Origin of the sequence: Rhodococcus sp. 14-1411-2a (genome assembly GCF_002259485.1) — a bacterium.
In the GTDB taxonomy this organism is placed as follows: domain Bacteria; phylum Actinomycetota; class Actinomycetes; order Mycobacteriales; family Mycobacteriaceae; genus Rhodococcoides.
On sequence record NZ_NPGA01000007.1, the window covers coordinates 373,995 to 395,064 of the forward strand.

Genomic DNA, 21,070 nt, shown 5'->3' on the forward strand with positions numbered 1-21,070 from the left:
ACCGTGAACGATCCACGTCTCCCCCACACCCCACCGGGTGCGGACGACCCCGAAAAGGTTCACCCCGCAGGCTCCGCTCCTGACTCGAACGGTCACTCCGCAGGCTCCGCTCCTGCCCCGCTCGAGCACCCCGGTCTGGCCAACTACCCGGCCGCAACTCCTGTGACCGCCCATGTTCCCAGCCGCCGCGAGCCGTTGCCGCCGTTGCACCCGCCGCGTACCGAACAGATCACCGCGGCACGCGGCAAGGCCGGCGCACGCAAGCCGCCGCCGATGCCCAAGAAGCTGACCGTCACCCGCGTCGCCGCCATGCGTGGACGCGAGCTGACCGGCAAGGGAATCGCATCGTTCCAGCGAGCCGCGAAGGCCGACGGTGCCGACAAATCCGGTCTGACGGCACTCACCTACGCGACCATGGCGAACTTCGCATCGGATGCCGCCTTGGCGATCGCCCTGGCCAACACACTCTTCTTCTCTGCCGCCACCGGTGAGGACAAGACCAAGGTCGCGCTGTATCTCGTCATCACCATCGCGCCGTTCGCGTTGATCGCCCCGCTCATCGGTCCGCTGCTGGACCGATTGCAGCAGGGCCGACGCATCGCACTCGCCATGTCCTTCGGGTTGCGCACCGTGTTGGCGGTGGTGCTGGTGTTCAACTTCGACAGCTGGGTGTTGTATCCGGCCGCGCTCGGCATGCTCGTCCTGAGCAAGTCGTTCGCGGTGCTCAAGAGCGCGGTGACGCCGCGGGTACTGCCGCCGGAGATCGACCTGGTCCGCGTCAACTCACGTCTGACGGTGTTCGGTCTGCTCGGCGGCACCATCGCGGCCGGGGCGGTCGCCGGCGGCATCGCGTTCGTCGCGGGTTCGCCGGGCGCCCTGTGGTTCGTCGCCGCGATCACCGTGCTCGGTGCCTACCTGAGCATGCGCATTCCGTCCTGGGTGGAGATCACCGAGGGTGAAGTGCCCGCAACCTTGAGTTACCACGCCGACCAGCACGGTGATCGCGATTACGCCGGAAGCGGGGCTCCCACCGAGAACATCCGCCGCACGCCCCCGTCGCCCCCGGCGTCGGGCACCACCAAGAACCGCAGACAACCCTTGGGCCGGGCGGTCATCGTCGGGCTCTGGGGCAACGGCACCATCCGGATTCTCACCGGCTTCCTGACGCTCTACATCGCGTTCGTCGCCAAATCCCGTACCGAACACGAGCCGCTTCAGCAGGCCGCGATGCTCGGACTCGTCGGAGCCGCCGCCGGTCTCGGCAACTTCTCCGGCAACGCGCTCGGAGCCAGGATCAAGCTCGGCCGGCCGTCCCTGGTGGTTCTTCGCTGCACCCTCGCAGTCACGGTCGTGGCCGTCGTCGCCGCGGTCACCGACAGCCTGCTCACCGCAGCGGTGGCAGCGCTCGTCGCGTCGAGCGCCAGTGCACTCGCCAAGGTCTCCCTCGACGCGTCCCTGCAGGCCGATCTGCCGCCGGAATCGATCGCGTCGGGATTCGGCCGATCGGAAACCGTCATGCAGCTGTGCTGGGTCCTGGGCGGCACGCTCGGCGTGCTGCTCCCCACCGAGTACTGGCTCGGTTTCACCGTGGTCTCGGTTTTGCTTACGATCGGGCTCGTGCAGACATTCCTCACCTACCGCGGCAGATCACTTCTGCCCGGCTTCGGCGGCAACCGCCCCGACCACGTCGAACAAGAAGTGTCCGACGGTTCCTTCGGCGAAAACGTGACCAAGTGAATCTCGCTCCCCGCACCAAGAAGATCGCGGCCCTGGTCGCCGCAGGTCTACTCGTCGTCGCCGTTGCCTTCGTCGCGGTACTCGCGCTGCTGATCGGGAACGCGCCGGAGAAGGAACCGACCGTCTCCGCCTACGCCAACGGCCGAGCCGTCGACGTGGAGCCGTACCTGTACTGCGCCGTCAGCGACCCACTGTGCACCAACGTCGGAGAAACCACCGAAATCCAGGTCGGCAAGGCTCCGACGGTGCAGCTCTCGCTTCCCGAGGCCGTCTACTCGGCTCCGTGGGTGCTCGCCCTGGTCTACGGCGACGACAGCGGAAACGTCGTGGAGGACAGCGCGTTCAACGAACCGGGAACCAGGCTCAGCGTCACGGTGCCCACCACGGACGACAGCGGCCGAACCCTGCTCGGGATCGAAGTGCGTCTGCCCACCGGCATCATCGACACCGACACCAATCAGGAGGGCTTCGTCAGCCACGCCATCTGGTCGATCGGCACGCTGCCGTAGGTCGTTCCCGAGATCAGCTGTCGAGCTCGCGGGCGACGGCCCGGACCACCTCGGAGATGCGTTGCGCGATCTTGCGGTCCGGGTACTTGCCCTTCCGGAGCTCGGGCTGCACCGTCGCTTCGAGCAGAGTGATCATGTCCTCGACCATCCCGTGCAGCTCGTCGGGAGTGTGCTTGCGCTCGACGGGTTCGCGGCGGGTGCTGCCGGTGTTCTGACGCACCGACGGTGCCGGCTCGAGCACCTTCAGGCTCAACGCCTGCGGTCCGCGACGGCCTGCGGCCATCCCGAACTCGACTCGCTGACCGGCTTTGAGGCCCTCGACGCCCTCGGGCAGCGCCGAGGAACGCACGTAGACGTCCTCGCCTTCCTCCTGCGAGAGGAATCCGAATCCCTTGTCGACGTCGTACCACTTCACCTTGCCGGTCGGCACTGAGCTCACCCGTTCATCTGTTTGCTGTGACAGTTGCGTTGTCCGTGGGACCGATGTTCGGCCCGCACAAGTTTCGCGCCCCACGAGGACGTAGGACGCGAATACACCAGTCTAGCGCGGTGAGCCCGGATAGAGCATTCGAGTTGTTCACCGCACGGCGCTCTTCACAGCGTCGCGATTCGCACTACCGTGGTCGATGTGGACACAACGACCCGTAAGAGCAGCACCGCTCTGCTGCGCATCGCGCTGGCCCTGTTCGCGATCGGCCTCGTCGCCATCGTCGCGATCCTGATGTTTCCGATCTTCTCCGACGCGAAGCCCCCACTCGGGCTCTATCTGACGGCCATGTTCTCCGCGCCGACCGGCTTCGTGCTGGCGCTGGGCTACGCGCTGGCATCCGGACGAAGGGCGCGCTGACCATGCGGTTGATACTGAACGTCATCTGGCTGGTCTTCGGCGGCCTGTGGCTGGCACTGGGCTACTTCCTCGCCGGACTGCTGCTGTGCATCCTGATCGTGACCATTCCGTTCGGCATCGCGTCGTTCCGCATCGGCGTCTACGCGCTGTGGCCGTTCGGATCGACGATCGTCGACAAGCCGGGGTCCGGATCCGGTGCGCTCGTCGGAAACGTGCTGTGGCTGATTCTGGCCGGTTGGTGGCTGGCCCTGACTCACGTGGTCACCGCCGTCGCGATGGCGATCACCATCATCGGCATCCCGTTGGCGATCGCGAACCTGAAGATGATCCCCGTATCCCTGATGCCCCTCGGCAAGGACATCGTTGCCGTTCGGTGACCTCCGGAACCGGTTGCCGTCGATGTGACTTCCATCACATCACGCTCCGGTAACGGACAGGCAACGGACAGGGGTTCAATGCCCGGCACGTCCACTAGCTGGGCCGACTCGAGCGACCCGAAAGAGGTACAAAATGTGCTCTCGGCGACGCTCCGAAATCGACAGTTACCAAATAGTGACGTAAGGCGGGAATTTCAGTACGGTCAGCAGCGGCCGGAAAGTTCGGCCGAATTCCGGCCCGCAGCGCCAAACCTCGTCCCGCGGGAACCGGAACACCCTCGACGATCACCCAGGGGACGAGGACGGGGGACCCACGTCCCTCCACGGACAACCGGGAAGTTGTAGCGACTCACGAAGTCGCGCCGACTTCCCTTGGGGTGAAGCCCAATTGCCCACTCGCAGGAGTGTGTGAGACGGCCGGGCTACCTCTCAGCCCGAACCCGACAGCTGACCTCGCAGGCGCGTGTGGAGAGGATTTCAACTCGTATGAGCGGACGTCATCGCAAGCCGAGCACCACTGGCAAGACCGTCGCAAAGGTCGCAGTCACCGGAGCCATCATGGGCACCGCAAGCATCGCCTTCACCGGCACCGCGAACGCGGCACCGGATTCCGACTGGGACCGCCTCGCACAGTGTGAAGCCGGCGGCAACTGGGGCATCAACACCGGCAACGGCTACCAGGGTGGGTTGCAGTTCTCCCCCAGCACCTGGAACGCGCACGGCGGCCAGCAGTACGCGGCCACGGCCAACCAGGCCAGCCGTGAAGAGCAGATCGCAGTCGCAGAGAAGGTCCTCGACTCGCAGGGCTGGGGCGCATGGCCGTCCTGCTCCTCGAGCCTCGGCCTGAACAGCGCGCCCACCGAGCGCAGTGTTCCGGTCACCCCCAAGGCACCGGAAGCTCCCGCGTTGCCCGATCTGACGTCCATCCCGGCAGTCGACAACTCGGCCGAGGTCGTCGAGGGCATCGTCACCGCCGTCCAGAACCTCACCAACGATCCGCAGATCGCCTCGTTCGTGCAGAACGCGGCTCAGGGCATCCAGCTCGATCCTCAGATCGTCAACTTCTACCAGGCCAACAAGGCATTCCTGCCCCAGTAAGCGCCCGGAGACGGTTCAGCTCGTACGAAAGAAGCCCCCGACGGATTGTCGGGGGCTTCTTTCGTGCTCGAGGGCCGCGGCTAGCGATTGACCACGGTCACCGGATGGGCGTACGGAAGGTCTTCGACGGGCAGCGGGAACTCGGTGTCCTCGCCGAAGGGTGACAAGCCACCCGAGCGAGCGGACGAGAGTTCGGTCACCGCGTGGTCACCGCGAGCGGTTTCCGGCCAGCCTGGATCGACATAGGGCTTCTTCGACTTGTTCACCATGCGCCTATTTTGACACCTGCCCTGCGGCAAGCACCAGCCCAGGTCTCTAATCTGATAGACGATGACCGACACGACTGCGCACCGACACACCGATACGCCCCCGGATCTGCCTCGATGGATCGCAGCTCGCAGCGACGCCGAGCTGATCAGGGCCATGTCGCTGCGTCCGGATCTGACCGCGCCGCCGCCCGCATCCCTTGCCGTACTGGCCGGACGGGCCGAGCAGCGCCGATCGATCCTGCACACCGCGGACACCCTCGACACCCTCGCTCTGACGGTCCTCGAGATCCTCGCCATCGAAGAGGCGTACGAGCGGCCCGTCACCCGCGCCGCGCTGCTGGCCGTGGTCGCCAAACGCGCACCGGCCAAGAGCGTGGACAAGGCACTGTCCCAGCTGCGCGAACGCCTGCTGGTGTGGGGCGATGCAGCAGGCTTCCGCATCAGCGCCGCAGCGGCGGACGCGGTGCCGTGGCGCATCGGTCGCGCACTCGACCCGGTGGACAACCTCACCGAGGCCCACATCACCGCGGCCCTGGCCGAACTCGGTGACGGCGAACGCGGCCTCCTCGATACCCTCGCCAGATCGTCCCCCACCGGCCGCACCCGCGACGCCGCACCGGGCACGCCGCCGGACCGACCCGTCCAGAAGCTGCTCGCCGCAGGTCTGCTGATCTGGTTGGACGAACAAACCGTCGAGCTGCCCGTCCAAGTGGGCCAGATCCTGCGCGGCGAACCGATGTCGGACCCGCGCTCGCTCGCCGAACCCAAACTCGACACCAGCTCGTATTCGCTCGCCGACGTCGACGCCGCTGCCGCAGGAGAGGCACTGGAGCTGGGTCGGCACTGCGTCGCGGTGATCGAGGCACTGTCCGCTTCGCCTGCACCCGCCCTCAAGGCGGGCGGACTGGGAGTGCGCGAGCTCCGCAAGATCACCAAGGCCACCGGCCTCGACGACGATCGAGTGAGCGTTCTCGTCGAGTTGCTGGCCGCCGCCCACCTCATCTCGAGCGGAACACCGGACCCGGTTCCTGCGTCCGACAACGGCGACGACTACTGGGCCCCGACACCGGCGGTCGAGGCCTGGCTCACCGCCGCCCCGGCAGCGCGCTGGCACACCCTGGCCTCGGCCTGGCTCGAAGTTCCGCGGGCACCCTGGGTCATCGGAATGCGTGACCCCAACGACAAACCCATCGCCGCCCTGTCCGAGGAAGTCCGCTCTCCGGCCGCACCGCGGGATCGACGCATGATCCTGGAATTGCTCGCAGAACTCGGCAGTGGACACGCAGCGCAGCCCGCCGACCTCGCGCGCACCCTGGCCTGGCGTCGACCCCGGTGGTCCGGGCGCTTCGGCGTCACACCCGTCGGACATGTTCTCGCCGAAGCGACCGCTCTCGGCATCGTCGCTCGCGGGGCGATCTCGACCCCGGGCCGCTCCCTGCTGCACGACGGCAATGCCGAGGCAGACATGCGTGCTGCCCTGCCCGAGCCCATCGACTACGTCCTGGTGCAAGCCGACCTCACGTTGGTGGCGCCCGGCCCGCTCGAGCCGGACCTGCAGGATCGAATCGAACTGGTCGCCGACGTGGAATCCGCGGGCGCAGCCACGATGTACCGGATCAGCGACACCAGCCTGCGCCGCGCTCTCGATGTGGGACTGACCGCCTCCGAGCTGCACGCGTTGTTCGCCACCCACTCGAGAACGCCGGTGCCGCAGGCTCTGACCTACCTGATCGACGACGTGGCTCGTCGGCACGGCCGCCTGCGCGCAGGCGTCGCCGCGTCGTTCGTCAGGTGCGAGGACCCGGCACTGCTGGCCGAGGTGATGGCATCCCCGGCAGCCGAATCGTTGGCCCTGCGAGCGCTGGCTCCGACCGTCGCGATCTCACAGGCCCCGCTCGCCGAAGTACTGACGGTCCTGAGCGGAGCAGGATTCGCGCCTGCGGGCGAGGACTCGTCCGGCACCATCGTCGATCTGCGTGCCCGCGGGTCGAGGGTGTCGGCGCGGCGGCCACGCCAGGCGTTCCGCACTCCGGCCGTCCCCACCGAGGAACAGCTGGGTTCGTTGGTGCGCGGGATGCGCGCTGCCGACAGAGCGGCAGGCAACGGCGGCGCCGTGGTGCGCGCCGACGGGTCTCGGGCCAGCAGCACCGCGACGATGACGCTCCTGCAGACCGCGGCGAAGGTCAAACGGAGCGTGAGCATCGGCTACGTCGACGCCCAGGGCGTGGCGACCCATCGCATCGTCGATCCGATCAGCATCGGCGGTGGCCAACTCGACGCGTTCGACCCCGCCACCGGTGGGGTTCGGCGCTTCACCCTGCACCGGATCACCTCGGTCGCATTGGTCGAGTAGACCGGGCTCACGTGCACGCACGCCCCTACCTGTGGACAATGGAGAAGTTGCGCTCTTTCGGGCGCAGCAGATGTCTCTAGGAGGAACCGTGACCGACGGCCCGCTGATCGTTCAGTCCGACAAAACGCTGTTGCTCGAGGTCGATCACGAACTCGCGGGTGCAGCGCGGGCGGCCATCGCACCGTTCGCGGAGCTCGAACGTGCCCCCGAGCACGTGCACACCTATCGCATCACCCCGCTGGCACTGTGGAACGCCCGTGCCGCCGGCCACGACGCCGAACAGGTGGTCGACGCGCTGGTGAATTTCTCGCGTTACGCAGTGCCGCAGCCGCTGCTGGTCGACATCGTCGACACGATGGCACGCTACGGCCGGTTGCAGTTGGTCAAGAGCCCGGTGCACGGCCTGGTGCTGATCAGCCTGGACCGCGCGGTGCTCACAGAGGTGATGCGCCACAAGAAGATTGCGCCCATGCTCGGCGCGATGGTCGACGAGGACACGGTGATCGTGCATCCGAGCGAACGCGGCCACGTGAAGCAGATGTTGCTCAAGATCGGCTGGCCCGCCGAGGACCTCGCCGGCTACGTCGACGGCGAAGCTCACCCCATCGAGCTCGACACCGAGGGCGGCAACTGGACGCTGCGCGACTACCAGGAGATGGCAGCAGATTCCTTCTGGGCCGGCGGCTCGGGAGTCGTCGTACTGCCCTGCGGCGCAGGCAAGACGATGGTCGGCGCGGCCGCTATGGCCAGAGCCAAGGCCACCACGCTGATTCTGGTCACCAACACCGTCGCCGGTCGGCAGTGGAAGCGCGAACTCATTGCACGCACCTCGCTCACCGAGGAGGAGATCGGCGAGTATTCGGGCGAGCGCAAGGAGATTCGCCCTGTGACAATCGCCACGTACCAGGTGATCACGCGTCGTACCAAGGGTGAATACAAGCACCTCGAACTCTTCGATTCCCGCGACTGGGGATTGGTGATCTACGACGAGGTGCATCTGCTCCCCGCGCCGGTGTTCCGCATGACAGCCGATCTGCAGTCGCGTCGACGCCTCGGCCTCACCGCGACGCTCGTCCGCGAGGACGGCCGCGAGGGCGACGTCTTCTCGCTGATCGGGCCCAAGCGCTACGACGCACCATGGAAGGACATCGAGGCACAGGGCTGGATCGCGCCGGCCGAGTGCATCGAGGTTCGCGTCACCCTCACCGATGCCGAGCGCATGTCGTACGCCGTGGCCGAGCCCGAGGAGCGCTACAAGCTGTGCTCGACGGCGCACACGAAGATCGCCGTCGTGAAATCGATCCTCGCCAAACACCAAGATGCTCCGACGCTGGTCATCGGCGCCTACCTCGACCAGTTGAACGAGCTCGGTGAAGCGCTGAACGCTCCGGTCATTCAGGGCTCGACCAAGAACAAGGAACGTGAAGTGCTGTTCGACGCGTTCCGCAAGGGCGAGATCCAGACGCTCGTGGTGAGCAAGGTGGCGAACTTCTCGATCGACCTTCCGGAAGCCTCTGTGGCAGTCCAGGTTTCGGGAACGTTCGGCTCCAGGCAGGAAGAGGCTCAGCGCCTGGGCCGACTGCTCCGGCCGAAGCACGACGGTGGTCAGGCGCACTTCTACTCGGTGGTCTCCCGCGACACCCTCGACGCCGAGTACGCAGCCCACCGTCAGCGCTTCCTCGCCGAACAGGGTTACGCGTACCGCATCACCGACGCGGACGATCTGCTCGGTCCGGCGATCTGAGACTTCGGGTCGGCTCGGTGCCGTGCTAGGAATACCTGTGTGCGCAAGTTCGAGTTCCCTGTAGACGTAGCCCACGCGAAGTCGGTCAACGAGACGTTCACCGAGCTTCGCCGGTTGCGGGCATCCGCAGCGCTCACCGCCGTGTTCCTCATCGCACTGGGAGCGTGGTTCATCTGGATCGCCGCCCCGTGGTCGTACATCCTCGGCGCGGTGTTCCTGATCGCGGCGGCCACCTCGCTCTGGGTGATGCTGTGGGCACCCCGAAAGATGGGTTCCATCGAATCACAATATGCCGCAGGCGATCTGGTGCCGGCGGTGGTGGCCGAGAAGTTGCCGGGTGGAGCGACGCTACTGGCCCTGGTCGACATCGCGAAGCCCGGGGTGGACGAGCCGCATTATGTGCTGATCACCCGCGTCGTGCGGGCCCTGCCCGGACACGCCGTCGAGCGGGGCGCACAGGTTCCCGCGGTGTCGGTTCTCGCGGACCGTGGCCGAAACACCGGCGGGCGAGCGTGGCAGTTGGCCTCGGTGATGCCCATCGCCTGGGGAACCACCGATCCGGCGGTCATCGCACGCGCCGCCCGGGAGATCACCGAGGGCGAGTGGGCGTTGTTGCACGCCAACATCGGCCTGTCGGAGAAGGTCCGCACGGCCAAGAACCAGCAGTTGCTCATCGACCCGGCGGATCTTCCCGACGACCTGCGCTAGAGCCTGCAGCGACCCACTAGGCCAGTGCAGCGATCACTTCCCGCTCGAAGAGTTCGATACCGGAGCGTTCGTAGGCCGCTTCGGGGAAATAGAAGATGCCGTACGTCATCCCTTGTTCCTGCAGTGCCGTCAGGTTCTCCACGATCTGCTCAGGAGTTCCCACTGCGGGCATGCCGCGGTACGCGGCGAGTGCGCTGTGGGCCTTCTCCGCACCCACGTACTCGGTCAGACGAGCCTCGAGGGCGCGCAGCTTGTCTTCCACCTCGGCCTCGGTCGCCGCGACGACGACGTTGTAGTTCGCCGAGCGGACGATGGCATCGAAGTCGGTACCCACTGCTGCGCAATGCTCGCGCAGCAGAGCGGATTTGGCGGCGAAACCGGCGGGGGTTCCGTCGAAGTTGGTGTAGTTCGCGTACTTCGCGGCGATCTTCAGAGTCACCTTCTCCCCGCCGCCCGCGATCCACAGCGGGATGCCTCCCTCCTGCAACGGCAGGGGCCGCACCACGGCACCGTCGATCTCGTAGTACTTTCCGTCGAGGAACACTTCTCCGGCCGTCCATGCCTGTTTGAAGATCTGCACGCCCTCGTCGAGCCTGCCCAATCGCTCTCCGGCAGAGGGGAACCCGTAGCCGTAGGCGCGGAACTCGTGCTCGTGCCAGCCGCCTCCGATGCCCATCTCGACGCGTCCTCCGGAGATGATGTCGACTGTGGCAGCAACTTTGGCGAGGTATGCCGGGTTACGGTACGACATCGCGGTGCACATCTGGCCGAGCCGGATTCGCGACGTGGTCGCGGCCAGAGCGGACATCAGCGACCAGGCCTCGTGCGTCGCCTCGTCGGTCGCGGTGGGAACGGTGTGGAAGTGGTCGTAGACCCACAGGGATTCCCACGGACCGGCCTCGGCAGCGAGCGCGTGATCGCGCATCGCACTCCAGTGCTGGGCAGGGTCGATGCCGACGAGATCGAGACGCCACCCCTGTGGCACGAACAATCCGAATCGCATGACAGGCACAGTACAGACGCAGGGCGAAGGACCGGTTGCCGTCTGTGAACTACGCTGCAGGAATGTCCGAGTTGTTCCCCTCGCGCACAGTGGCACGGTTGCGCCCGTTCGCGTCGACGATCTTCGCCGAGATGACCGCACTCGCCGTCGAGAAGAAGGCCGTCAACCTCGGGCAGGGCTTCCCCGACACCGACGGCCCACCAGCCATGCTCGAGACCGCGCGTGAGGCCATCGCGAGCGGCCTCAACCAGTACTCCCCCGGCCCCGGCATGCCGGTGCTGCGGGCGGCCATAGCCGACGACAGGGCGGCCCGATTCGGTCTGCGCTACGACCCCGATTCGCAGATACTCGTCACCGTCGGTGCCACCGAGGCGATCTCGGCGACACTTCTCGGCCTGATCGAGTCAGGTGACGACGTCCTGCTGATCGAACCGTTCTACGACTCCTACGCGGCCGCCATCGCACTCGCCGGTGCCACTCGAACCGCCGTGCCACTGGTGTCCGACGGCAACGGATGGACCGTCGACACCGACGCCCTCGAACGCGCCATCGGGCCCCGCACGCGCATGCTGATCGTCAATTCCCCGCACAACCCCACCGGCACGGTCTTCGACCGGGACACCATGATCCGCATCGCCGACATCGCGGTCACCCACGATCTGCTGGTCCTCACCGACGAGGTCTACGAGCACCTCACCTTCGACGGCACGGTGCACACGCCGATCGCGACACTGCCCGGGATGTTCGAGCGCACCGTCACGGTGTCGAGTGCCGCCAAAACCTTCAACGCCACCGGATGGAAGACGGGCTGGGCGCTGGGGCCTGCCGAATTGATCGACGCCGTCCGCGCGGCCAAACAGTTCATGACCTTCGTCGGCGGCACTCCCTTCCAACCGGCCGTCGCCTACGCGCTCGAGCACGAGCAGGCGTGGATAGCGCAGATGCGCGACGGCCTGCAACGCAAGCGAGACACACTCTCGGCCGCTCTGGCAGCGACAGGTGCCGATGTGAAGTACAGCGCAGGAACGTATTTCGTCTGTGCCGACATCGCACCGATCGGACGCGGTGACGCCTACGAGTTCTGCCGCTCCCTGCCGGATCTGGTGGGCGTCGCGGCGGTTCCGGTCACGGCGTTCGTCGACGAGCCGACTCCATGGAAGTCGTTGGTGCGCTTCGCTTTCTGCAAGCAGGACAAGGTTCTCGCCGACGCGGCCGAGAGGCTACGGAAGTTGTGACTGCGCAACCGACGATCCCGGCCTACTTCGTCAGGCAGGCCGTCGACCTCGCGACGAGGAGCGGGGTCGACCTGACCTACCCGCTGTCGATGGCCGGCATCGGATCCACCATCCTCGACAATCCGGCCGAGCGTCTGACCACCCGGCAGGTCACTGCATTCACCCAGGCGGTCTGGACGATGACCGGCGACGAACTGTTCGGTCTCGCTGCAGTACCGGTGCGGCGCGGCAGCTTTCGCGTGGTGTGCCAGACCCTCATACACACCGAGAACCTGCAGGCCGCACTGATTCGAATGTCCGAGACCATGCGGGTACTGATACCGGTACGCCCCATGACGATCGATCGAACCGAAGAATCCACGGTCCTGACGGTGCACGTCACACCCACCACCCACCTGAGCCCGGAAGGCAACGAACTCGCCGAGCGACTGCTGACCGACTTCCTGTTGATTCTGCTGCACCGATTCGCGGCGTGGCTCATCGGCAACCGGGTCAAGCTTCTGTCGGTGCAACTGCCCTACGCGCTGCCGGGCCCCGAGGCGGGAAAGATGTACGACGCCATCTTCGGAACCCACGTGGAGTTCGGAACCGAGCTCGCCACACTGGAATTCGACAGCGCGGTGATGCGGGCACCGATCGTGCAGACCGAGGCGACTCTGGCGGAGTATCTCGCGGAGTCGCCCAATCTGCTGTTCTCGTCCCGAGATTACGACAGCACTGCGTCGAGCCAGGTTCGCCGCGCCCTGGAAACCGGATTCAAAGGTGGCGCACCGGGAACCGACGAAATCGCGGCGATGTTGAACATCAGCCCGCCACACCTGCGCCGAATTCTTCGACAGGAGGGCACCTCCATCAACCAACTGCGCGAAGAAGTGCTGCGCGATGCAGCGATTTCCGGTTTGAGCCGCGGAGACAGCGTCGACGACATCTCGACCAGGTTGGGGTTCTCCGAGCCCAGCGCCTTCCGCCGAGCCTTCAAGCGATGGACCGGCCAGACCCCCGGCTCGTACCGTCTCAGCTGACGCAGAACTCGTTGCCCTCGGGATCGGTCATCGTGATCCAGACACTGGGTCCCTGACGTCCTCGATGCAGTACCGACGCGCCCCGTGCTTCCAGTTGCGTGACCACCGATTCACGCTCGTCGCCGACGCGAATGTCGAGGTGCAACCGATTCTTCACCGATTTCGGCTCGGCCACCGATTGGAACAGCACCCGCGGGCTGTCGGGCGACTCGGGATCGGTGATTCCCGCGCCCGCCTGCCACACGAGAACGCCCTCGAACGTGGTCGTGTCCTCCTCGCGCGCATGCCCCGCGGCGATCATCTCGCGAATGAAGTCCTCGTTGCTGGGTTCGGACTGCCAACCCAGCGTCTGCGCCCACCACTTCGCCAGTGCATGCGGGTTCGCACTGTCGACAACGACCTGAAATCGATATCCCATGACGGCACGGTACCGCCGCGCACTGGAAATGGGAACACACGTTCGATACAGTGACGGTCATGTCGCTCGCCATGCAGGGCTCGTTGTTCGGTGACGCCGACGGTGGCGTCGGGTCGCTCGAGTCCGTCACCCGTCGCGAACTGACACTCGGGGCGTGGGTGGACGTTCGACCGGGCTGGTTGTCCGATACCCACCTGTTCGATTCACTGGTGGACTCCGTCGATTGGCGGGCCGAGCGCAGGCAGATGTACGACCGCGTGGTCGATGTCCCGCGCCTGGTTCGGTTCTACGCCGAGCGCGAGCGGTGGCCCGACGCCGCACTCTACGACGCACGCGATGCCCTCGACGAGCACTACCGCGCCGAACTCGGAGAATCGTTCACCACCGCCGGACTGTGCTACTACCGCGACGGATCCGACAGCGTCGCCTGGCACGGGGACAACATCGGTCGCAGCGCTACCGAGGACACCATGGTTGCGATCGTATCCCTCGGTGCCTCACGGCAACTCATGCTCCGACCGCGCGGCGGTGGAACGTCGTTGAAGTTCACGCTCGGTCACGGCGACCTGGTGGTGATGGGTGGCTCGTGTCAACGAACCTGGGAACATGCCGTCCCCAAGTCCACCCGCGCGACCGGCCCACGCATCAGCGTGCAGTTCCGACCGCGCGGGGTCCGCTAGCGCGAGGCCCGGCGCTTCTCCACCGCGGCCGCAAGTGTGTCCAATTGCGTTGCCGTGGTGGCCCAGTCGAGGCACGCGTCGGTGATCGACTGCCCGTACAGCAGATCGTCACGGTGGCCCAGCTCGAGATCCTGACGCCCCGCGACCAGGAAGCTCTCGAGCATCAGACCGACGATGCCGTGTTCGCCTGCCGCGACCCGTGCTGCCACGTCGGTGACCACGTCGACCTGCTTGTTGTGGTCCTTGCGGCTGTTGCCGTGGCTGGCGTCGATGACGACTCGCTCCGGTAGACCCGACTTACGCAGGCGTGCAACGGTATCGGCGACCGATTCGGCATCGTAGTTCGGCCCGTCGACGCCGCCGCGCAGAATGACGTGACAGTCCGGGTTTCCTACGGTGCGGATCAGAGCCGCCTGGCCGTCGAGGTCGGTGCCGGGGAAGACGTGGCTCGCGGCGGCAGCACGGGTGCCGTCGACCGCGACCTGGATGTCGCCCTCGGTGGAGTTCTTGATCCCCACCGGCATCGACAACGCACTGCACAGCTGGCGATGCACCTGACTGGCCGCAGTCCGCGCACCGATGGCGCCGTAGCTGACCAGGTCTGCGATGTACTGCGGGGTGATCGGGTCGAGGAACTCGCACCCGACCGGCAGACCGAGCGCGGAAATATCGAGCAGCAGTTGACGTCCCACGCGCAGGCCGGCATTGATGTCGAAGCTGCCGTCGAGGTGCGGATCGTTGATCAATCCCTTCCACCCGAGCGTCGTCCTCGGCTTCTCGAAGTAGACCCGCATGACGATGTGCAGTCGATCGCCCAGTTCGGACGCCTTGGCCGCGAGGCGTCGGGCGTAGTCGAGGGCAGCATCGGTGTCGTGCACCGAGCACGGGCCGACGACGACGATCAGTCGATCGTCACGGCCGTCCAGCACGTCGACCACGCCGGCGCGGCCGCTTCTGACGGTGGCAGAGATGGCGTCGTCCACTGCATGGTCGCGGCGAAGCACCGACGGAGCAACCAGCGGACTGATGCTGATGGTCCGCTGATCATCGAGAGGTGGGGTGTCGAGAGAGAGTGTCATGACGGGTCGTTCCTGTTCCCAGGCCGGCTCCTCATGCTCCACACGCACTTCGAGCCGGTCTGTATCCGGCTCGTGGGGTGGAGGGTCAGCGCATGGCGTCGCTGGCTGACCCACCCGGGGCCGGCCTGCTAAACCAGAAATACGTGCGCTGCATGAAAAGCACCGTAGCAGATTCGCCGTCGATGCATCTATGCTCGTCCCTGCAGTCGGTTCGCCAGGTGTCCATGAGGAGCCCCGAAGTTCACCACGGCGTCGAAGCGATGCGCGGCAGTTCCGGCGCATCGTGAGAGGGAACCCGGTGAGAATCCGGGACTGTCCCGCAGCGGTATGCAGGAACGACCGCCGTCACCACAAGCACTGAAGAAGCCTCTTCGGGAAGCGACGGCCAGTAGGAGTGGGCTTCTCGTCCACGCGCCCGCGAGTCCGAATACCTGCCGTCTGTGCTGCGCACGCCGTGCGCAGCGGTTCACCGCCTCGTGGAATGGGCGCGTAACCCTGGTTCGGCTGCTCGTGGGGCTCTCCGGGATGTGCGCGTCCGAGAAGGCGGTGCACCGTCGATGCAGCAGTCACCTGGAGACCAACCGTGAGTATCGAATTCACTGCCACCGTGCTCGGCTCGGCCCGTATCGGACCGAACCGAGAACTGAAGAAAGCCGTCGAAAACTACTGGGCCGGAGGGCTCGACGCCGTCGGACTCGAAGCCGTCGCGCGGACATTGCGCGAGAACACCTGGCGAGAACTCGCTGCCGCCGGAGTCGATTCCGTTCCGGTGAACACCTTTTCGTACTACGACCACATGCTCGACACAGCTGTGCTTCTCGGAGCGCTGCCACCGCGAGTGACGGGACTGGGCACCGAGCTGGACCGGTACTTCGCGGCAGCCCGCGGCACCGACACCGTCGCACCGCTCGAGATGACCAAGTGGTTCGACACCAACTACCACTATCTCGTCCCGGAGATCTCCCCCGACACCACCTTCTCCCTGCACTCGGAGAAGGTAGTGGACGATGTGAAGGAGGCTGTGGCACTCGGCATTTCGGCCCGACCGGTGATCATCGGACCGATCACGTTCCTGCTCCTGTCCAAGGCAGTCGGCGGCAGCGCCCCTCTGCTGGACCGCCTCGACGAGATCCTGCCGCTGTATGCGGAGCTGCTGACGACACTCGCCGATGCCGGAGCCGAGTGGGTCCAGATCGACGAACCTGCGCTCGTGGCCGATCGCACCCAGAGCGAGATCGAGTCCGCGAAGAAGGCCTACGACTTTCTGAGCGCAGTGTCGACCAGGCCTGCCATAGTGCTGGCGTCGTACTTCGGTGACCTCGGCGCTGCGCTGCCCGTGCTCGCATCGACCGGAGTCGAGGGATTCTCGATCGATCTGACGGTGCCGGGCACCGTCGAGCAGATTGCCGTGGTACCTGCGCTGGCGGGCAAGCACATAGTCGCGGGCATCGTGGACGGGCGCAACATCTGGCGGACGGATCTCGACAAGGCACTGGCAACGTTGGCGAGCCTGTTGGGTAGTGCAGGCACGCTTGCGGTGTCGAGTTCGTGCTCGCTGCTGCATGTTCCGTACACCCTCGACGCAGAGACCGACATCGTCGATCCGCTCCGATCCTGGTTGGCGTTCGGTGCCGAGAAAGTCGCCGAGGTGACACTCCTCGCCCGAGCGCTGCGAGACGGGACCGAATCGGTGTCGTCCGAGCTCGAGCAGGCCCGCAATGCGCTCGAGACCCGTCGTACCGACCCGCGCCTGCACGACTCGGAAATCCGAGCACGCATGGAGGCGGGTGTCTCCGTCGACCGCACCCCGGCCGAGGAACGTCGTCGAGCACAGGCCGAGCGGCTGGACCTGCCGTCGTTGCCGACGACCACCATCGGCTCGTATCCACAGACGACGCAGATACGACGTGCTCGGGCAGCGCTGCGAACGGGCGCGATCGACGATGCCGAGTACGCATCCCGGATGCGGTCCGAGATCGCCGATGTCGTTGCACTGCAGGAGAAGATCGGACTCGACGTGCTGGTGCACGGCGAGCCGGAGCGAAACGACATGGTGCAGTATTTCGCCGAACGACTCAGCGGCTTCGCAGCGACGTCGAACGGCTGGGTCCAGTCGTACGGAACTCGATGCGTTCGGCCGCCGATTCTGTACGGCGACGTCTCGCGTCCCGAGCCCATGACCGTGCAGTGGTCGGAGTTTGCCCAGTCCCTCACCGACAAGCCGGTCAAGGGAATGCTGACCGGCCCGGTGACAATTCTGGCGTGGTCGTTCGTCCGAGACGACCGACCGTTGGAAGAGTCCGCAGCCCAGATCGCACTGGCGATTCGGGACGAGACGATCGACCTGGAGGCAGCGGGCATACACATCGTCCAGGTGGACGAACCTGCCCTTCGCGAACTGCTACCGCTGCGTGCGAAAGATACAGCGGCGTACCTGGAATGGGCAGTGCGGTCGTTCAAGATCTCGACTTCCGGCGTCGCCGACGACACGCAGATTCACACGCATCTGTGCTACTCGGAGTTCGGTGAGATCATCGACGCGATCGTCGCCCTGGACGCGGACGTGACGTCGATCGAGGCGGCCCGCTCACACATGGAGGTACTCGACGATCTGAACTCCGTCGGCTTCGACCTCGGCGTCGGCCCCGGCGTGTACGACATCCACTCACCGCGGGTGCCCAGTTGCGACGAGATCACCGAGTCACTGCAGGCGGCACTGAAAGCGGTTCCCGCCGAACGACTCTGGGTCAATCCCGACTGCGGGCTCAAGACCCGCGGGCCGGCCGAGGTGGAACGGTCACTGACGAACATGGTGCGGGCGGCGGCCGCGCTGCGCTGACACCGGGTGAGCGGAACCTCGACCCCTGCTACGAAGTTCCGCTCACCTGCGTCGCCGGATACAGGCTAGGCTTACCTGCCTACGTCCGACTGTGAAAGAGAACGAAGTGAAACGTCTACTCCTGGCCACCACGATCGTCGCGGTCACCGCACTGACCACCGTTGCCTGCGGCGGCACCGCCGAGCAGACGGCCACTCCCTCCACCAGCGCTGCGTCCGGAACCGACAACGCCACCTCGGACGCTCCCGGCCCCACCGGCATCCCCGACGGCATGGGTTCGGGTGCCGCGGACGGAGTGTTCCCCCGCACGGTCGGCCACTTCGGCGGCTCCACCGAGATTCCCGCCGAACCGAAGAAGATCGTCGTCATCGCCACCGGTCAGCTCGACGCAGCCCTCACTCTGGGCGTCGTACCCACCGGAGTCGCCTACGGAGACGGTGCCGCTCTGGTCCCGGACTACATCAGCTTCTCGTTTCCGCAGTACGCGGACCGGATGGACCGGTTCGTCGACGTCGGCAACCGGCAGGAGGTCGACATCGAGGCCATCGCCGCCATCGAACCGGATCTCATCCTGGCGAACGAGGCCGGGTCCGAGGACATCTACTCGACGCTGTCGACCATCGCGCCGACCGTACTCACCGAGGGCACCGGAGTGAACTGGAAACAGGACTTCCTGCTTCTCGCCGACGCGTTGGGCCGCACCGAGCAGGCACAGAGCTTCGTCGACACCTTCGCTTCCGATGCTGCGGCACTGGGTGATTCGTTCGCGAGCGGTGACGCACCCACGGTCTCGTTCGTCCGCTTCACCGCCGACCGGGCACGCGTGTTCGGCATCCCGTCGTTCGCGGGCTACATCGCCTGGGACGCCGGACTGGCCCGACCGGAAAGCCAGCAGTTCGACAAGACCTCGCAGGACTTCAGCGAGGAAGAAATTCAACTGGCGAACGCGGACTGGGTGTTCGTCTCCAGCCAGGACGCCGAAGCCGATTCGAGCACCGCGTCGTACACCACCAACCCGCTGTGGACCGGAATGAGCGCGGCCACCGAGAACCACATCGTCCGAGTAGACGACGACCCGTGGTACCTCAACGCAGGCCCGACGGCGGCAACCATCGTGCTCGACGGCCTGAAGAACGCTCTGCAGAACTGACCCCGACGTGCGCGGAAACTCGTAGCAGGCTACGAGGTTCCGCTCACATCGGACAGGTAGGTTGCGCACAACTCAACCGTGCACTACCGTTTTTGAAGTGACCAACGAACTCGCACTCGACCGTCAGGTGTGCTTCGCGTTGTATTCCGCTTCGCGGGCTACCACCGCGGTGTACCGCCCGATGCTCGACGAACTCGGAGTCACGTACCCGCAGTACCTCGTACTGCTGGTGCTGTGGGAGAAGGACGGGCGCGGCGTCAAGGACATCTGCGCCGAACTCGATCTCGACACCGGCACTCTGTCCCCGATGCTCAAGCGGCTCGAAGGTCTCGGATTCATCGAGCGCCGACGCCTGAGCACCGACGAACGTCGCGTCGAGATCCACCTGACCGAGGCTGGAAGTGCCATGCGCACCAAGGCACTCGACATTCCACGCAAGCTCGCCGAGAAGACCGGCATGAACGTCGACGATCTCGTCAAGCTCAAGGAGTCGCTCGACGCATTGACGAGCGCTCTGCATCACACCGATTCCGGCAAGACAGAAGGAGCATCATGAAGACCATCTACACCGCCGAGGCACTGGCCACCGGTGAAGGCCGCAACGGCCACGCCCGCACGTCCGACGGACGCCTCGATCTCGATCTCGCCATCCCAGAGGCCATGGGCGGCAGCGGCAACGGCACCAACCCCGAGCAGCTCTTCGCCGCCGGCTACGCCGCATGCTTCCACTCCGCACTGCAGATGGTGGCACGTCAGGACAAGGCCGACGTCACCGATTCGGCCGTCGGCGCTCGTGTCGACATCGGCCCCAACGACGCAGGCGGCTTCCAGCTCGCCGTCACCCTCGAAGTGACGCTGCCGAACCTGAGCCGCGAGAACGCACAGGCATTGGCCGACAAGGCCCACCAGGTGTGCCCGTACTCCAACGCCACCCGCGGCAACATCGACGTCACCGTCACGGTCACCGAAGACGAGTAGGGAGACACCATGAAGGCACACGAAATTCACCTCGCGTCCCGCCCACAAGGCTGGCCGACGGAGGACAACTTTCGCGCGGAGGTCGTCGATCTCCCGGAGCTCGCCGACGGGCAGATCCTCGTCCGCAACATCGTGATGTCGGTCGATCCGTACATGCGCGGCAGGATGAACGACGTCAAGTCGTACGTCCCACCGTTCCAGCTCGACGCTCCGCTCGACGGCGGCGCAGTCGGCGAGGTCGTCGAGTCCAAGGCCGAGGGCTTCGCTGTCGGCGACGCCGTTCTGCACGGCAAGGGGTGGCGCGATCTCGCCGTCGTCCCGGCGAAGGGCGCAAGCAAGGTCGACCTCGACGCCGCGAAGGCCTCGGCATACCTCAGCGCACTCGGAATGACCGGCACGACGGCGTATGCAGGCCTGACCGACGTCGCGTCGTTCGAGCAAGGCGACGTCGTGTTCGTGTCCGGTGCAGCCGGTGCCGTCGGATCGCTCGTCGGCCAGATCGCCAAGGCGCTCGGTGCATCTCGGGTCATCGGCAGTGCGGGCTCCCCCGCCAAGGTGGCTCGCTTGCTCGAGCTCGGTTTCGACGCGGCATTCGATTACCACGACGGCCCGGTTGCCGAGCAGCTCCGTAAGGCGGCACCCGACGGCATCGATGTGTACTTCGACAACGTCGGCGGCGAGCATCTCGAAGCTGCCATCGGTTCGATGAACAAGTACGGCCGAATTGCCATGTGCGGAGCCATCGCTCAGTACAACTCCACCGAGCCGACGCCCGCGCCGCGCAATCTCGCGCTGGCCATCGGCAAGGAACTGACGCTCAAGGGTTTCATCGTCGGCTCCTACGCGCACCTCACCGAGGAATTCCGCACGAAGATGACCCAGTGGTTGGACAGTGGCGCAATCGAATTCGACGAGACAGTCGTCGACGGTCTGGAGAACGCTCCTTCGGCGTTCATCGGACTGATGAAGGGTGAGAACACCGGCAAGATGGTCGTCACCATCTGAGTCGGACCCGAAAGGTTCT

General features: G+C 65.9%; 21 protein-coding genes and 2 riboswitches. Of the genes, 16 read left to right on the forward strand and 5 right to left on the reverse strand.

All coding sequences use genetic code 11. From position 1 onward, the window contains the following. Positions 1-3: 3 nt before the first annotated feature. Positions 4-1,737 carry an MFS transporter gene (locus tag CH291_RS03755; RefSeq protein ID WP_179276435.1) on the forward strand — a complete coding sequence of 578 codons (1,734 nt, stop codon included), beginning with the start codon at positions 4-6 and terminating at the stop codon, positions 1,735-1,737. Next, positions 1,734-2,246: a DUF2771 domain-containing protein gene (locus CH291_RS03760; protein ID WP_068047880.1), complete on the forward strand. Its 513-nt coding sequence runs from the start codon at positions 1,734-1,736 to the stop codon at positions 2,244-2,246. Before CH291_RS03755 ends, CH291_RS03760 begins: the two co-directional genes overlap by 4 nt. A gap of 13 nt (positions 2,247-2,259) precedes the next feature. On the opposite strand, the gene CH291_RS03765 is transcribed toward CH291_RS03760, so the two are convergent. Beyond that, positions 2,260-2,676, reverse strand: a complete 417-nt coding sequence (locus CH291_RS03765) for a cold-shock protein (RefSeq protein WP_008719325.1) — start codon at positions 2,674-2,676, stop codon at positions 2,260-2,262. Between the two features lie 198 nt (positions 2,677-2,874). Here CH291_RS03765 and CH291_RS03770 point away from each other — a divergent pair, with 198 nt between their 5' ends. From CH291_RS03770 to CH291_RS03780, 3 genes are all read left to right on the forward strand, one after another. Beyond that, the gene (locus CH291_RS03770; protein ID WP_082898830.1) at positions 2,875-3,093 is read left to right on the forward strand and encodes a hypothetical protein; all 219 of its coding nucleotides are present in this window, start codon (positions 2,875-2,877) and stop codon (positions 3,091-3,093) included. 2 nt (positions 3,094-3,095) lie between these two features. Beyond that, a complete protein-coding gene (locus tag CH291_RS03775) occupies positions 3,096-3,470 on the forward strand; it encodes a YccF domain-containing protein (protein WP_037187421.1) in 375 nt (124 codons plus the stop codon). 276 nt (positions 3,471-3,746) lie between these two features. Then, positions 3,747-3,948, forward strand: a riboswitch (cyclic di-AMP (ydaO/yuaA leader). An 8-nt stretch (positions 3,949-3,956) separates the two neighbouring features. Beyond that, positions 3,957-4,568 (forward strand): resuscitation-promoting factor Rpf1 domain-containing protein, encoded by a 612-nt coding sequence (locus tag CH291_RS03780; protein ID WP_068047889.1) that lies wholly within the window; start codon positions 3,957-3,959, stop codon positions 4,566-4,568. An 80-nt stretch (positions 4,569-4,648) separates the two neighbouring features. Here the strand turns inward: CH291_RS03780 and CH291_RS03785 are convergent, their stop codons facing one another. Next, positions 4,649-4,837, reverse strand: a complete 189-nt coding sequence (locus CH291_RS03785; RefSeq protein ID WP_008719333.1) for a hypothetical protein — start codon at positions 4,835-4,837, stop codon at positions 4,649-4,651. Between the two features lie 61 nt (positions 4,838-4,898). Between CH291_RS03785 and CH291_RS03790 the strand changes: the two genes are divergently transcribed. The 3 genes from CH291_RS03790 to CH291_RS03800 all read left to right on the forward strand — a co-directional run bounded on the left by CH291_RS03790 (position 4,899) and on the right by CH291_RS03800 (position 9,642). After that, complete coding sequence (locus CH291_RS03790; RefSeq protein ID WP_068283349.1) at positions 4,899-7,190, forward strand: helicase-associated domain-containing protein; 2,292 nt, start codon at positions 4,899-4,901, stop codon at positions 7,188-7,190. A gap of 88 nt (positions 7,191-7,278) precedes the next feature. Next, positions 7,279-8,934, forward strand: coding sequence for a DNA repair helicase XPB (locus CH291_RS03795; protein ID WP_094639782.1), 1,656 nt, complete (start codon positions 7,279-7,281; stop codon positions 8,932-8,934). A gap of 39 nt (positions 8,935-8,973) precedes the next feature. After that, the gene (locus tag CH291_RS03800) at positions 8,974-9,642 is read left to right on the forward strand and encodes a DUF3239 domain-containing protein (protein WP_094686746.1); all 669 of its coding nucleotides are present in this window, start codon (positions 8,974-8,976) and stop codon (positions 9,640-9,642) included. Positions 9,643-9,658: 16 nt separating this feature from the next. Here CH291_RS03800 and CH291_RS03805 read toward each other — a convergent pair whose 3' ends face one another. Next, positions 9,659-10,645 (reverse strand): LLM class F420-dependent oxidoreductase, encoded by a 987-nt coding sequence (locus CH291_RS03805; protein WP_094686747.1) that lies wholly within the window; start codon positions 10,643-10,645, stop codon positions 9,659-9,661. 62 nt (positions 10,646-10,707) lie between these two features. Here CH291_RS03805 and CH291_RS03810 point away from each other — a divergent pair, with 62 nt between their 5' ends. Beyond that, on the forward strand, positions 10,708-11,880 hold the full coding sequence (locus CH291_RS03810; protein WP_094639781.1) for a pyridoxal phosphate-dependent aminotransferase: 1,173 nt from the start codon (positions 10,708-10,710) through the stop codon (positions 11,878-11,880). Continuing rightward, positions 11,877-12,902: an AraC family transcriptional regulator gene (locus CH291_RS03815; RefSeq protein ID WP_094639371.1), complete on the forward strand. Its 1,026-nt coding sequence runs from the start codon at positions 11,877-11,879 to the stop codon at positions 12,900-12,902. Before CH291_RS03810 ends, CH291_RS03815 begins: the two co-directional genes overlap by 4 nt. On the opposite strand, the gene CH291_RS03820 is transcribed toward CH291_RS03815, so the two are convergent. Continuing rightward, the gene (locus CH291_RS03820) at positions 12,895-13,320 is read right to left on the reverse strand and encodes a VOC family protein (RefSeq protein ID WP_094639370.1); all 426 of its coding nucleotides are present in this window, start codon (positions 13,318-13,320) and stop codon (positions 12,895-12,897) included. The two genes, CH291_RS03815 and CH291_RS03820, sit on opposite strands and share 8 nt — an antisense overlap. Before the next feature lie 59 nt (positions 13,321-13,379). Here CH291_RS03820 and CH291_RS03825 point away from each other — a divergent pair, with 59 nt between their 5' ends. Then, entirely contained in the window at positions 13,380-14,000 is a 621-nt protein-coding gene (locus CH291_RS03825) for an alpha-ketoglutarate-dependent dioxygenase AlkB (RefSeq protein ID WP_068047907.1), read from the forward strand. On the opposite strand, the gene CH291_RS03830 is transcribed toward CH291_RS03825, so the two are convergent. Further along, a complete protein-coding gene (locus CH291_RS03830; protein ID WP_068047946.1) occupies positions 13,997-15,079 on the reverse strand; it encodes a 3-deoxy-7-phosphoheptulonate synthase in 1,083 nt (360 codons plus the stop codon). The two genes, CH291_RS03825 and CH291_RS03830, sit on opposite strands and share 4 nt — an antisense overlap. Positions 15,080-15,318: 239 nt before the next feature. Then, a riboswitch (cobalamin riboswitch) is annotated at positions 15,319-15,532 on the forward strand. A gap of 130 nt (positions 15,533-15,662) precedes the next feature. Here CH291_RS03830 and metE point away from each other — a divergent pair. The 5 genes from metE (at position 15,663) to CH291_RS03855 (ending at position 21,051) form a co-directional block, all read left to right on the forward strand. After that, positions 15,663-17,918 carry a 5-methyltetrahydropteroyltriglutamate--homocysteine S-methyltransferase gene (gene metE, locus CH291_RS03835; RefSeq protein WP_094686748.1) on the forward strand — a complete coding sequence of 752 codons (2,256 nt, stop codon included), beginning with the start codon at positions 15,663-15,665 and terminating at the stop codon, positions 17,916-17,918. A gap of 106 nt (positions 17,919-18,024) precedes the next feature. After that, positions 18,025-19,068: an ABC transporter substrate-binding protein gene (locus tag CH291_RS03840; RefSeq protein WP_094686783.1), complete on the forward strand. Its 1,044-nt coding sequence runs from the start codon at positions 18,025-18,027 to the stop codon at positions 19,066-19,068. Between the two features lie 97 nt (positions 19,069-19,165). Further along, positions 19,166-19,624 (forward strand): MarR family winged helix-turn-helix transcriptional regulator, encoded by a 459-nt coding sequence (locus tag CH291_RS03845; RefSeq protein ID WP_068047913.1) that lies wholly within the window; start codon positions 19,166-19,168, stop codon positions 19,622-19,624. Further along, a complete protein-coding gene (locus CH291_RS03850; RefSeq protein ID WP_027495882.1) occupies positions 19,621-20,046 on the forward strand; it encodes an organic hydroperoxide resistance protein in 426 nt (141 codons plus the stop codon). The genes CH291_RS03845 and CH291_RS03850 overlap by 4 nt, the downstream gene beginning before the upstream one ends. 9 nt (positions 20,047-20,055) lie before the next feature. Continuing rightward, a complete protein-coding gene (locus CH291_RS03855) occupies positions 20,056-21,051 on the forward strand; it encodes an NADP-dependent oxidoreductase (protein ID WP_094686749.1) in 996 nt (331 codons plus the stop codon). Positions 21,052-21,070: the final 19 nt, after the last annotated feature.